Annotated in this window: 11 protein-coding genes; 7 read left to right on the top strand and 4 right to left on the bottom strand. The window is 49.8% G+C overall.

The annotated features are described in order from the left end of the window. Positions 1–16: 16 nt before the first annotated feature. A complete protein-coding gene (locus H5336_RS13720; protein ID WP_246439095.1) occupies positions 17–769 on the top strand; it encodes a glucosaminidase domain-containing protein in 753 nt (250 codons plus the stop codon). Between the two features lie 44 nt (positions 770–813). Here H5336_RS13720 and H5336_RS13715 read toward each other — a convergent pair whose 3' ends face one another. Continuing rightward, entirely contained in the window at positions 814–1074 is a 261-nt protein-coding gene (locus H5336_RS13715) for a PilZ domain-containing protein (RefSeq protein WP_185234839.1), read from the bottom strand. 344 nt (positions 1075–1418) lie between these two features. Continuing rightward, complete coding sequence (gene parC, locus H5336_RS13710) at positions 1419–3665, bottom strand: DNA topoisomerase IV subunit A (protein ID WP_185234838.1); 2247 nt, start codon at positions 3663–3665, stop codon at positions 1419–1421. 95 nt (positions 3666–3760) lie between these two features. On the opposite strand from parC, the gene H5336_RS13705 reads away from it, so the two are divergent. Both H5336_RS13705 and H5336_RS13700 read left to right on the top strand, forming a co-directional pair. Then, the gene (locus tag H5336_RS13705) at positions 3761–4552 is read left to right on the top strand and encodes a GNAT family N-acetyltransferase (protein WP_185234837.1); all 792 of its coding nucleotides are present in this window, start codon (positions 3761–3763) and stop codon (positions 4550–4552) included. Between the two features lie 32 nt (positions 4553–4584). Next, positions 4585–5106: a TlpA family protein disulfide reductase gene (locus H5336_RS13700; protein ID WP_185234836.1), complete on the top strand. Its 522-nt coding sequence runs from the start codon at positions 4585–4587 to the stop codon at positions 5104–5106. Here H5336_RS13700 and H5336_RS13695 read toward each other — a convergent pair whose 3' ends face one another. Together H5336_RS13695 and H5336_RS13690 are read right to left on the bottom strand one after the other, a co-directional pair. Next, positions 5107–5490 carry a DUF2750 domain-containing protein gene (locus H5336_RS13695; RefSeq protein ID WP_185234835.1) on the bottom strand — a complete coding sequence of 128 codons (384 nt, stop codon included), beginning with the start codon at positions 5488–5490 and terminating at the stop codon, positions 5107–5109. Between the two features lie 174 nt (positions 5491–5664). Beyond that, positions 5665–6300: an MBL fold metallo-hydrolase gene (locus H5336_RS13690; protein ID WP_185234834.1), complete on the bottom strand. Its 636-nt coding sequence runs from the start codon at positions 6298–6300 to the stop codon at positions 5665–5667. 157 nt (positions 6301–6457) lie between these two features. On the opposite strand from H5336_RS13690, the gene H5336_RS13685 reads away from it, so the two are divergent. The 4 genes from H5336_RS13685 to glnE all read left to right on the top strand — a co-directional run bounded on the left by H5336_RS13685 (position 6458) and on the right by glnE (position 13864). Further along, positions 6458–7069, top strand: a complete 612-nt coding sequence (locus H5336_RS13685; RefSeq protein ID WP_185234833.1) for a histidine kinase — start codon at positions 6458–6460, stop codon at positions 7067–7069. A 28-nt stretch (positions 7070–7097) separates the two neighbouring features. Continuing rightward, on the top strand, positions 7098–8057 hold the full coding sequence (locus H5336_RS13680) for a GGDEF domain-containing protein (protein ID WP_185234832.1): 960 nt from the start codon (positions 7098–7100) through the stop codon (positions 8055–8057). 166 nt (positions 8058–8223) lie between these two features. Beyond that, a complete protein-coding gene (locus tag H5336_RS13675) occupies positions 8224–10419 on the top strand; it encodes a hypothetical protein (protein ID WP_185234831.1) in 2196 nt (731 codons plus the stop codon). A 484-nt stretch (positions 10420–10903) separates the two neighbouring features. After that, a complete protein-coding gene (glnE, locus tag H5336_RS13670; RefSeq protein WP_185234830.1) occupies positions 10904–13864 on the top strand; it encodes a bifunctional [glutamate--ammonia ligase]-adenylyl-L-tyrosine phosphorylase/[glutamate--ammonia-ligase] adenylyltransferase in 2961 nt (986 codons plus the stop codon). Positions 13865–13887 lie beyond the last annotated feature (23 nt).

The following is a 13887-nucleotide window of genomic DNA, read 5'->3' as shown; positions in this document are numbered from 1 at the left end:
CAAAAAAGGAATTTAAATGCTGTTGAAAAAACTGACAGCGATTGTTTTGATCGCCTACCTTTTCCTACTGCTGGTTTTCACCCTGGTTGCCAGTCACTACCTTTCGATCCCGCCATCGATTGCAAATCTGCCCGATTTCTCTGCTATTGAAGATACAAAAGCGCGCAAATCAACCTTTTTCAGCTATTTCGGCGCCATCATTGAAGCCAAGAACAGTCAGCTCTCGACTAAGCGAGAAGCGCTGTTACTTATACAAGAACAATGGCAAGAGCACGGTCAACTCAACGGAAAAAACAGAAAGCGCCTTAGGCAATTAAGCGCAAGTTTTGGTGTTGAAGCAACTGACCCAGCACAGGCAATTAAAGAACTATTGCTGCGGGTAGACATCATTCCTGCTTCTATGGTTTTGGCCCAAGCCGCAAACGAATCCGGTTGGGGCCGCTCCCGATTTGCACAGCAGGGCTATAACTACTTTGGCCAATGGTGCTTCACAAAAGGTTGCGGCATTGTGCCCAACAAACGCGCCGCTCACGCCGGGCACGAAGTAAGAGTGTTTCGCTCGCCCGCGGAGTCGGTGGCAGCCTACTTTAAAAACATCAACACCCACAGAGCCTACCGTGAGGTTCGGCAAATACGCGAGAGCTTACGCACACAACAGCAACCACTCAGAGGCTCTGCTTTAGTCGCGGGCTTAGGGCAGTATTCAGAAAGGGGGAAGGCGTATATTGAAGAACTAAGAGCTATGATTCGTGCAAATAAGCTCGAATAAAAGCCAACACAACGTTTTTGGGGGAGCTTTTTTTTTAACCGTGCCTAGGCGAAGGCTAACCCAACACCGTCGTCGGTAAGGCGTACAACCTTCATACTGGTTTCCGAAACATTGCGACACTCGGAATAGAGTTTTGCATGCAGTTCGTCGCCAATGGATATAAATCGAACAATATCTCGACAGCTGACAAATACGCCCGACTCGGAAATATCACGGGTTTCAACTACAACTTCGCCGAAATCGGCATGATTTAAACGAACAAGACACTTTTCAAGTGTTCGCCCGTGCTTACGGAATCCAGACATATCTCACACTGTTTCGCGGGGTTATACAGTTGCGGGAACAGAAAAACAGAGCCGAGTCTGTCACCACAATCCACATCACTCAACCCATTTCCGGTTTTAAATGTGACTCGGTTCTCGCAGTCGCCGAATGTAACCGTTTTCTCTGGTTTAGCGTAAATACTGAACACTATGCGTAGCGCTGCCAGAAATGGTTTACTCGGCCTTACAAACCCCTTACTTCACAAACTTGGAAAATTCTAATTAATGACCCATTTTGGCTGATTAACACAATGGCTAGCGTTCAACACAAAACGTATTTTGCGCGCACAAACCGAACGCTAACAAACCGGCAACCAGCCCGGCGGCTATTCTACCTCAACCGAGTCAACTTTTTGGAAACCTCGAGGTAATTTATTTCCTCTTCGTCCCCTTTCTCCACAATAATGCTCTAGATCCTTAAACTTAAGTGTTAAGTGGCGTTTACCCGAATTAACTTTCAAGCATTGGCTTTGATCCAACACAACTAATGCGATAACAAACTCCTCTCTCGACAGCACTCGGGCAGCGGGAATGTTGATAATTTTATTACCTTTTCCGCGGGCAAGTTGTGGTAATTCTGTAATCGGAAAGACCAGCAGTCGTCCTTCATTGCTAATGGCCGCCAACCAGCTGCTATCGATGGCGTTTATAAGTTGTGGTTGTATAACACGACCACCTTTTGGCAGGGTTAACAGGGCTTTGCCCGATCGATTTTTGGTATACATATCAGCAAGGTTGGCAACAAAACCGTAACCGGCATCAGAAGCCAATAACACCTGCTGTTTTTCATCACCCATTAACATGCCTTCTATGGTGGCACCACTGGGCGGGTTTAATTTGCCGGTTATAGGCTCACCTTGCCCGCGAGCAGAGGGCATCGTATGCGCAGCAATGGCGTAACTCCTGCCGGTAGAGTCGAGCAGCAAGGTATTTTGGTTGCTCTTGCCAAGAGCCGCTACCTGAAAGCTATCTCCAGCTTTGTAGCTAAGCGCGGTAGGGTCAATGTCGTGGCCTTTGGCGGCTCGAATCCAGCCTTTTTCCGACAGTACAACCGTTACCGGCTCGCTGGTCATGAGTTCCGTTTCGCTGAAGGCCTGAGCTTCACCACGCACAACAATGGGCGAGCGGCGGTCATCACCAAACTCATCGGCCGCTTCTTGCAGCTCTTTGCGAATCAGCGTTTTTAAGCGACGCGCAGAATCCAGTAATTTTGCTAGATTGTCGCGCTCTTTCCCCAGCTCCGATTGCTCGCCGCGAATTTTCATTTCTTCCAGTCGCGCCAATTGGCGTAAACGGGTGTCAAGAATGTAGTTCGCCTGATCTTCAGAGAGCTCGAAGCGCTGCATTAACTTTTGTTTGGGGTGATCCTCAGTACGAATAATATGGATGACTTCATCTAGGTTGAGGAATGCAACCAATAAACCATCCAACATATGCAACCGACGTTCAACCCAGTCCAACCGGTGCTGCAGGCGGCGTCGCACTGTAACCATGCGGAAGCTGAGCCAGTCACTCAAAATTTTATCCAGCGACTTCACACCCGGCCGACCATCGATGCCAATCATATTCATGTTAATGCGGTAGCTGCGTTCCAGGTCGGTGGAAGCAAACAGGTGATTCATCACCGGTTCCAGTTCAACCCGATTCGAACGCGGCACCACAATCAGCCGAGTAGGGTTTTCGTGGTCAGACTCATCACGCAAGTCAGCCACCATCGGCAATTTTTTCGCCTGCATTTGCGCGGCTATCTGCTCCAGCAGTTTGGCGCCACTGACCTGATGAGGAAGTGCTGTGATGACAATATCACCGTCTTCCTCCGTCCAGATCGCGCGCATTTTCATGCTGCCGCGACCGGTTTCATACATTTTCCGTAAATCTTCGCGCGGCGTAATAATCTCGGCATCGGTGGGCATATCGGGGCCCAAAATAAACTCACAAAGATCCTCTGTGGTTGCATTTGGGTTTTCCAATAGGTGGATCGTAGCGCTCACTACTTCGCGTAGATTATGTGGCGGAATATCGGTCGCCATACCTACGGCAATACCGGTTGTACCATTAAGCAGTACATTCGGTACCCTTGCGGGTAAAACCTTAGGCTCTTCCAACGTGCCGTCGAAGTTGGGTAGCCATTCAACGGTACCCTGGGTCAATTCGCTCAGCAGCACTTCGGTATATTTCGACAAACGCGACTCGGTATAACGCATGGCCGCGAATGATTTGGGATCATCGGGCGACCCCCAGTTCCCCTGCCCCTCTACCAGCGGGTAACGATAGGAGAATGGCTGAGCCATAAGCACCATGGCTTCGTAAGCGGCACTGTCACCGTGGGGATGAAATTTACCAATAACATCACCCACCGTACGTGCCGACTTTTTAAATTTGGCACTCGCCTTTAAACCCAGTTCGCTCATGGCGTATACAATGCGCCGCTGTACGGGTTTTAAACCATCCCCTACGTGCGGCAATGCACGGTCGAGAATCACGTACATGGAATAGTCGAGATAGGCTTTTTCAGTGAATGTTTTCAGCGGAAGCTGTTCGTCTGCGAAGGGGATAACGTTAGAGTCAGACATAAATTTTTTTTGCTAGGAATAAATTATTGCGCTGGATTCTAGCAGTTTTCGACGAATAAATGTCATGATTAACGCGGTTAGAAAAAGGACATAATATGAATAAAACCCACCCGAGGAAACACCACCCCCTGCATTGGCAGCGCAACTCTCTGCAACAACCCGTAGGCAATGACCTCAACTGGAGTAGCGCAAAGGCGCCCGACGGTGAGCCTATTAAAGGGAGCTTTGCCAACCTTGAGCCCATTTCAAGCCAGCAGCATGGCCTAGCGCTATACAACCAGTGGAAGCTCGATAGTCAAGGGGCAATCTGGACCTATATGCCCTACGGCCCCTTTGTTACCGCCGAACACTACTGTATGTGGTTGCGCGAACAGGAATCCATTGAGGCGCCCTGCTTTTACTGCATAACCGATGCCCAAGGTGAACCACGGGGTATTTTTGCTCTGGATGCAATCAAACCCGACAAAGGCTCCCTAGAGCTGGCTCATGTCATGTTCAGCCCGGTAATCCAGCACACGCCCACCGCGACGGAGGCGGTGTACCTAATACTGAACTATGCGTTTGAAATGGGCTATCGACGCTGCGAATGGAAGTGCAACGCACTGAACGAAAAATCAAAAAAGGCGGCGCAACGCTTCGGATTTTCCTATGAAGGCTTATTTCGTCATCACATGGTGGTTAAAAACCGCAATCGCGACACGGCGTGGTTTGCAATGACCGCAGAAGACTGGCAACAGCTCCAGCCTGCCTATAGGCAATGGCTAGACCCCAGTAATTTCACCCATGACGGCAAGCAAAAATGTGCCCTCTCAACAACAACCCAATGTGTACTGCGCGAACTGATTGTCGATCCACTTGGAACCAATAACGTCGAGCCTGATCTATAGAAAACCCGTACAAAAAGGTTTAAATTCACCCGATGCTTCGCTTTGTTGTTCAATTTTTAGTCGCACTAACCCTAGTGGCAAGCCTGCAAACACAGGCTAGTGGCCCTTCGTCGACGCTCAAACAGGGCATGACGGCACCTAACTGGATGCTAAGCGATATTGAAGGCGACGTGCATTCACTCTACAGCGAACTCGATTCGGGCAACGAAGTGATAATGGTGTTCTGGGCCAGTTGGTGCCAGTTTTGTCGCGAATTACTGCCCGAGCTCAACCTGTTTAAAACATCTCTATCCAAAGAGCCCGTGAAGATATTTGCCATGAACATATGGGAAGATGGCGACCCAGTAGGATACTTCGATAGCCGCAATATCGACCTCTCTCTGCTACTAAAAGCCGAAGCGGTTGCCAAGCGCTACGGCATTGCAGGTACGCCAGGGGTTGTCTTTGTAGGTAAGAACAAAACTATTCGCTACCTGCGCGACAATGGCGAAGACACCAGTGCGGTGATGAAACAACTGCAGTCATTGATATTGGAAAAACACTTAAAAAAATAGTCAGGCCGAATCGGCAGCCGAGCGATCAACGTCTTCAAGCAGATCCAGCGGTTCCACTTCTAGCCCTTCCAACTCGGTATTCCAGTTGGGGCCAATTAACAGCAAGTCCTCATGCATACCCGGTAGCCAGTCATCCAGCAGCTCTTCCACAGCGATAGGTACAGGCTTGTAATCTTTCCACTCCTGGCGACAGTGAAACTCAGCATATTCCGGTTGTGACCACATGGGCATCACATCTAGCGTTTCATTCTTATTCGAGGGGCAAATAGCCCAGCCTTCACTGTGCTCCAACCCCCATACGCAACCGGTTTCAAGCGCGTCTTCTATGAATATATCGTAATTTTCGTCGTGGTCTTCGCCGAGCATTTCAGGGGTATCCGTCATATTAGTCACCAGCTGTGTGCAGTGGAAGAGAGAAAGCCATATGGGAAGAGCAAAAGCAGTGTAAATGTAGGCCAATGATTATCCAAGCAACAGGCCTTATTTTGCCCATCAACGGCCAATCCTTGCTCCCCTTTTACAACCTGCAGCGCCCGCCATACGGATAGCATCAAGGGCCTAATCCCCCACAAAGGGATTACTGGCTCGCTCAGCACCAAAAGTAGAGAGCGGCCCATGGCCGGGCACGAAAGTGACATCGTTCCCCAATGGCCAAAGGCGTGTTTTGATCGCGTTTACTAGGGTAGCTTGGTCCCCCTTGGGGAAATCCGTTCGCCCTATAGAACCGTGAAAGAGCACATCCCCCACGAACGCCATTTTGCTTTGCGGCTCAAACAACACAATATGCCCCGGTGTGTGCCCTGGACAGTGCAATACCTGGATCACCAAATTACCCAACGCAATGGTATCCCCGTGCTCCAACCACTGCTCAGGCTCAAAGCCCTCCACCTTGGAAAACCCCATCATTTGAGCCTGCTGGTCTAAAGCGGCAATCCAGAACAAGTCCTCTTTGTGAGGCCCAACAACCGGTACCTCAAGCAAACCTTTAAGCTCTGCCGTACCGCCAACATGGTCCATATGCCCATGGGTAAGTAGAATTTTTACCACTTTAACGCCACGGCGCTCGATCAACGTCTGAATTTGCGCCACATCCCCGCCCGGATCGACTACAGCGGCTTGCAGCGTTTCATCGCACCAGATCAGTGAACAATTCTGCTGAAATGCTGTGACCGGCAGTATTTCGTACTTCAACATCTGTATACCTATTTGTTAGCGTGTTAGCCGGGAACCCGTACCGCCAATACCCACCTTCCCTAAGGCCAGGTTCAACAGGTCCCTTAGAAATTTTCCGGCATTTTAGCGGCACACGACTAGAATAGATATTACGACTCTTGTTTACGCCGAAATCAGTATGAGCTCTATTCTCAACCTTACAGAAGACCACCGCGACTGCCTCCAGGAGATCACTAATGTGGCCATGGGGCAGGCAGGTGATCGTCTGGCGCGGCTGCTGGGCACATTTGTAGTACTTTCTATTCCTCACATCGAGGTTATGGCCCCTTCCGATATAGCCATGGCGCTAAACTCCATTGACGGCAACGACTCGGTATCCGGCGTTTGCCAAGGCTTCATCGGCGGCGGTATCTCCGGTGAAGCGATGATTATCTTTAACGATACCAGCTTTTCCGACCTCGCAAAGTTAATGAAGTACGACGATGAGCTCGACGAGCATGCCGAACGCGAGCTGCTAATGGACACCACCAATGTGCTGTTTGGCGCCTGCCTAAAAGGTATTGCCGAGCAAATTGACCTAGAGTTCAGCTACGGCCCCCCCATGGTGCTGGGCCAACATATGCATTTAACAGAAATCATCCAGCAAAATAATAACCGCTGGGATCATGCGCTAGTAACAGAGATCAACTATCAGCTAGAAGGCTATAATGTTAACTGTGACCTATTGATCGTTTTAACAGATTCTTCATTGGATATATTATTGAAAAAACTTGACTACCTGCTGTATTAACAAGGGCCCCGAAAAGCAACCAAACTCCATGACAGATTCAGCACAAGATTTTTTGAGCGATTTTCACTGGCTGATGGATGTCCTGCAGGATATCGATGTGGGTCTAGTTATCCTCAACAAGGAATTTGAGATAAACCTGTGGAACGGCTTTATGCAGAACCACAGCGCTCGCATGCCCGACGAAGTCCTTCATAAAAATATCTTTCAATTATTCCCTGAGTTACCCGAAGCTTGGTTTCGCCGTAAGGCGGAAGCCGTGTTTGTACTGGAAAACTCCGCCTTCACCACATGGGAGCAGCGGCCGTATTTATTTCGTTTCGAAAGCTACCGGCCCATTACCAGTATCGCGGATTTCATGTACCAAAATAGCACCATTATTCCGCTCACCAACACCCGCGGTGAAGTCGAGCAAATATGCCTCATTGTTTACGATGTAACCGAAGTTGCCGTAAACCGCCTGCAACTGCAGGAGGCAAACGCCCAATTGCACACACTCAGCCGCACCGACGGTTTAACCCGCTTGCTAAACCGCAAGGCCTGGCAGCAGGAACTGGAGTTAGAGTTCGCACGCTACAAAAGGCATAAGCATCCAAGTAGTTTGGTGATGTTCGATATCGACCATTTTAAACGTGTTAACGACTCTTACGGCCACCCAGCGGGCGATGAAGTGATACGTCAAACTGCCGACGCCCTGCGTGATAATCAGCGTGAAATCGATGTTTCAGGCCGTTATGGCGGTGAAGAGTTTGTGATAATTTTACCCAACACCGATGCCGAAGGAGCCAAAATCATGTGTGAACGGCTGCGTAAGGCAATAGAGTCGCTCACCATTCAATACGAAGAACACACCATTCACTACACCGTAAGCCTGGGTATCGCCGTGCTAAATCCATCTGTGTCCTCTGCAGATGAATGGCTAGAACAAACCGACAAGGGCCTCTATCAGGCCAAGGATGGCGGTAGGAATCAAACGGTGATATTTACCTAGCAAGGTCGACCACACTCTGGCTAGCCCCCCTTTAGCGCTTAACCTCGGTCAGAAAACTTACACAAAAAACGCCACCCCCTGCCCGGCAAGATGGACTCCCTAAGCAAAAGTTGTTAGCGTCCAATCACAAAAGACAATAAAACAAGAATCCCCGGGGGGGCTAACAATGAGAAAACTGATTGTAGCGGTCGGGCTGCTGAGCCTAGCTCTCGCCTTTCCAGCAAACGCAAGCATTAAGCTTGATAAATTAGCTAAACAGGACTGGCTTCGGGTCACCTCACCCCACGTCGATATTGTGACCGATGCAAAACCGGCGGTCGCAAAAAAAATGGCTCAAGATCTAGAACAATTTCGCCATTTCATTTCTCTTCAAATAGGCGAAACCCTGTATGAGAGTGTACCCCCATTAACCATTCTTGCCCTATCTAAGAAAAAAAACTTCAAGTCTCTGGATTTGGGTGAAGGCATCGGAGGCATATTTTACCATCATATTGACGGCTCATTTTTTATCGCCAATGCCACCGGATACTCCACCAGTGACACCCATAAAGGCTGGGGCAACCATATCGTGATGCACGAATTTGTGCACTATGCCGCACAGTCCAAGTTTGGGCGCCACATCTACCCGCTCTGGTTCAGTGAAGCCACCGCCGAATATATGGCCACCTTTCGCTTCATTGAGAAAGGCAACTTAGTCTCCGTTGGGGATACTGGTATTATTCGACTAAGAAGCTATAGCCTTATGAACCGCAGCTATACAAAATATCAGAAAATTGATATTGAAGACCTGCTAAAAACACGTAATAGCCGCAAGTCCTGGCGCGACGAAAACAGTGGCAAAACCAATCAGGATAAAAAGCGTACCTTCTCAAAATTTTATGCCCGCTCGGTATGGGCCTACCACTACCTCCACTCATCTATGGAGCTTGCCAACCAAACGGCACACTATATTGATTGGCTAAACGAAGGCAAAAGCGTCGACTCAGCATTCAAGCTTGCCTATAACGGTATTAGCTATGCGGATATGGACCAAGCCATGTATAAATACATCACTGGCCCCACACATATGCGCTGGAAATACCCTGTTGGCGAAGGTGGAATCCAATTCCCTGAGACTGACATCACGCTGGTGAAACTCGACAAAGCCGCAGCCGCAAAAGCGATTGCAAAAACCGTATCTCGGCTCAATTATAAAAAAACAGACGAAAAACATCTGTTGCTCGATGAGGCACTGCAGTTAAACCCTGGTGATATCGAGCTGCTATACGCAAAACTACTATTGCGGCCAGCGAAAAACGAAACCAATACCCAAGTAAATCTAGACCAAATTCTGGCCGAACATCCAGACAACCCGTCACTGCAAGTATTGAAAGGCGCGAACTTGCTGAAAGAAGCGTACCGACAGTTTTTAGTTGGCGCCCCAAATACGCAAGAAACCATTCGCAGCGGGCGCAAAACCTTGCGCAAAGTACTGAAGCAAGATAGGTACAATGCTCGCGCCTACTACGCCCTGGCAAACCTTGCCGAAAACATCGCTGAAAACAACCCAACCTACCTCAAGGAAGCCTGCATAGCCGCCGAATCTGTCCGCCTACTCCACGGAGATAAATCTAAACACATTTTGAACGAACTGGATTGCAGCGTAAAACTAAAGCAACCAGAAACCGTGACTATGCTTCTGCGGAAGTACGCCACCGTAGCCCCCAACAAATGGATCGATAGCGGCTATGGCCGTTTTGTGCTCGAGGCCTTTAACCTGCGCGCCCAAGCACTGGCAAAACCGGTTTCCAGCGAAAAACAAAAGCTCACCTATGACGACGGCTCCTATTACAAAGGGAGCGTTCACAACAACCTGCCCCACGGCCAAGGCGCATTGGCCATGCAAAGCGGCAGTGTTGCAGAGGGCAACTGGGTTTCAGGGAAGCTTGAAGGCCCCGCCACGTTTACTGCCAGTAATGCATATAAATATACGGGTGAATTCAGTGACGGCACCATCAGCGGAAAAGGCCGAATAGACTATCCGAAAGATCAAAATTTCAAGTCATCTGAAGGCGAGTTTTTATATGCTTTCGAGCACGGTCAGCACCGATTCGAATACGCCAAAGGGATGATTATTGAAGGTGAAACCCATATGGGTACTAGCCACGGAGAGCAGCAGGTCACACTCCCCAACGGCAGTCGCTCCACTGAAATTTTTGTGAATAACCGGATTCGCTTGACACGCGAAGATGGCAGCATATATGTGGCCTACCTAAAAAGCAGCGGTGAATTAAAAAACAAAGGTCTGTGCTATTCGCCGAAGGTCGGCACTATTGAAAACTGCACGCTGTCTGAACCACCGCTACTGGTAAGCCAACCGTAAATACCGCACATAGATAAGCCGCACACGGCGGCTTATTTATTCTTGAGTCTCCGTAATACTTTACAGCGTAATCCCCTGTACTTTTACCAAGCGCTCCGGCCACTGCGGTCATAGGGGGCAAATGGAGAAGTAAAAAGAAAGCAATGTCAGCGATCAGCCACGAAATCTCTTCGGGCTGGTGTTCTTTTACCTTTACAATTAACGTCAGTTGAAAAACGTCTTCTATCGACCCTCGTGTGGCACCAACAGTCAAATAGGCCTTGTCGGAGCCCTACTAGGTAAACCAACACCCGTGCCACGCTAGATAAGAACGCCGTGCCCTTACGCCGTAAAGCTGGAGACTGGCGCTGGGGCAACCCGCTTTTCCTGCTTTTTGATCGCCTTCAGGATGAAGGTGCACACTGGGTGTTTCTTTCAACAACAAACATCATCTACCCTTAAAATAGTTATACATTCACAAACCGTCAGCCCGAGAACATTAATAATGCTGAGCTCCCTAATACCGCTACTGGAAGATCTTGGCTATAGCCAAGCCCGCTGTGAACACTTCAACCGTTTTATTGAACGACTGAAGGATGCCACCATTCGCTTCGAACAAACGGCTTTACTGGGAAGGTTGAGCTCAACAACCTCGATTCACCCGGCCTTTCTCCGCGCTGTTAGCAATAGCGAGTTTGTTCAGCAGCAGCTCGAAAAGAACCCCGAGCTGATGGCGTGCATGATAGACGGCACTATTAACGCACCTCGAAATTTCGAACACTACCTCAGCGACTGTACCAAGCGACTGCAGAATTGTGACTCCCCAGATGAATTAAACCAAGCCTTACGCCAGCTTCGTAATACCGCAATGACAGGCATTATCTGGCGAGATTTCAATCGCCTCGTAGACACCCTGCAAACCACTCAGGAACTCAGCTGGCTGGCGGAAATTTGTATTCAGCAGGCAATGGACTTTCACTACAAACTGTTGGTAGGAAAACACGGCGAACCGAAAAACCGCGAGAGTGAGGTGCAACCTATGTTAGTCATTGGCATGGGTAAACTTGGTGCAGGCGAATTGAATTTATCGTCGGATATCGACTTGATTTTCGCCTACCCCGACACCGGCGAAACCGATGGACAGCGCCCGCTCAGTAATCAAGAGTTTTTTATTCATCTCGGCAAGGCACTGATTCAGAGCTTGGATAACACCACCGCCGATGGCTTTGTGTTTCGTGTGGATATGCGCCTGCGCCCCTTCGGCCAGAGCGGTGCGCTCGTCAGCCACTTCAGCGCCTTAGAAGACTACTACCAAACCCAGGGCCGCGAGTGGGAACGCTACGCCATGATCAAGGCAAAAGTTGTGGCCAGCACCCACAAAAACACCGATATCAGCGATGGCGCAATCACTGTACTGAAACAACTTATCACTAGCTTCACCTACCGCCGCTATGTAGATTTTTCAGTTATAGAAGCCCTGCGCGACCTAAAGCAAAAAATCAATCAAGAAGTGGCTAGGCGCAAACTCACCCACGACGTAAAACTCGGCGCCGGCGGTATTCGTGAAATTGAATTTATTGCCCAAGCCTTTCAGCTAATTCGGGGCGGCCGTGATACCCAGCTGCAAGACAATCGTCTGATGTTGATTCTACCGCTGCTAGAAGAACTGAACTGCCTGCCTAAGGGCAAAGCCGCCGAGTTAATCGAAGCCTACAAATTTTTACGCAATACCGAGCACGCGATACAGGGCTTTCAAGACAAACAAACCCAAAAGCTGCCCGACGACCCCGACCAACAGCGGGGCATTGCTCAGGTGCTAGGCTTTGACGACTGGCCAAGCTTCAGCCACAAACTCGGGCAATTTCAACAAACCGTGAAAACCGAATTTGCCGAAGTTATTGCCTCACCCGATGATAAGCCTGAAGCTGAGTTAAGTGGCGATTGTGACTGGAGCTGTATCTGGCAGGACGCCCTCGAGCCAGATAGCTATATCGCACTATTGCAGGAGCATAACCACGAAGACCCGGTGAAAAGTCTAGAAGAACTGGAATCCTTGCGCATGTGCTCCAACGTCGCAACCATGCAGCCGGCCAGTCGCCAGCGACTAGATGCCTTTATGCCACGGTTGCTGGCGGCACTTGCCAACACCACCACCCCCACCGCAACCCTTACCCGTATTGTGCAATTGGTAAAAGCCGTAGCCCGTCGCAGCGCCTATTTATTACTGCTCATCGAAAACCCCGGCGCCTTGAAACAGTTAGTAAAACTGACATCTGAAAGCGTGTGGTTTGCCGAAGAACTGGCTACACGCCCGGCGCTGCTTGATGAACTACTCGACTTACGCACGCTGTACCGGGCAACCGATAAAGCCGAACTCGTTGACGAGCTGCGCCGTACCATGCTGCGCATCAATGAAGACGACCTAGAGGAGCAGATGGAAGCTCTGCGTTATTTCCGCTCGGCCCATGCGTTACAGGTGGCCGCCTGCGAAATTAGCGGCGCACTGCCGTTGATGAAAGTAAGTGACTACCTGACATGGCTGGCAGAAGCCCTGCTCAACTACACACTCAATGCCGCCTGGCAGCAAATGACTGACAAACATGGCTATCCCGACGGTGACGAGCGCAGTACCCCCAACTTTATAGTATTGGGTTACGGCAAACTGGGAGGCATCGAACTGGGCCACGGTTCAGACCTAGACCTGGTGTTTATCCACAACGCCAACCCCATGGGCGCCACCGACGGCGACGCACGCGACAAAAAACCACTCGACAACCAAACCTTCTACATGCGTTTGGGCCAAAAAATGATCCACATGCTCAACACCCGGATGTCTTCCGGCGAACTGTATGAGGTCGATATGCGCCTCAGGCCTTCGGGCAATTCAGGCATGCTCGTAAGTACGCTCAAAGCCTTCGAGAAATACCAGCAAACCGAAGCCTGGACCTGGGAGCACCAGGCGTTGGTGCGTGCACGCGTCGTCGCCGGAGACAGTGCGCTAGCCCAACAGTTTAATGACGTTCGCGCGCGTATCCTTTGCCAGGAACGCGAACTGGGTAAACTTAAAACCGATGTACGCGAGATGCGGGAGAAAATGCGCGCCCACCTTGGCAGCGACAAGCTTAATAGTGGTACACATGCATTCCACCTTAAGCAGGATCGAGGCGGTATCGTTGACATTGAATTTATGGTTCAATACGCCGTTCTCGCCTGGGCACACAAGGTACCGGCGTTAACGCAGTATACGGACAACATCCGAATTCTGGAGAGCCTTGCGCAATCCAACCTCATGTCGGCTCAAGAGGTCGACAAGCTAACAGAAGCCTATAAAGCTCACCGCTCCCTTGGTCATCGTTTAACCCTGCAGAAACAGCCTAGCCTGATTCAGGCTGGCAATCTGGATGAAGACGTTAAACTTGCACGAGAAGCCGTGGCGCAACTGTGGCAAAACACTATTGGTAGCTGAGACAAAAGAGGCTCAGTCATAAA

The sequence above is a fragment of the Teredinibacter franksiae genome, from assembly GCF_014218805.1.
GTDB classification, from domain to species: domain Bacteria; phylum Pseudomonadota; class Gammaproteobacteria; order Pseudomonadales; family Cellvibrionaceae; genus Teredinibacter; species Teredinibacter franksiae.
Note: the sequence above shows the minus strand (reverse complement) of the source record. Positions and strands in the feature narration are given on the sequence as shown.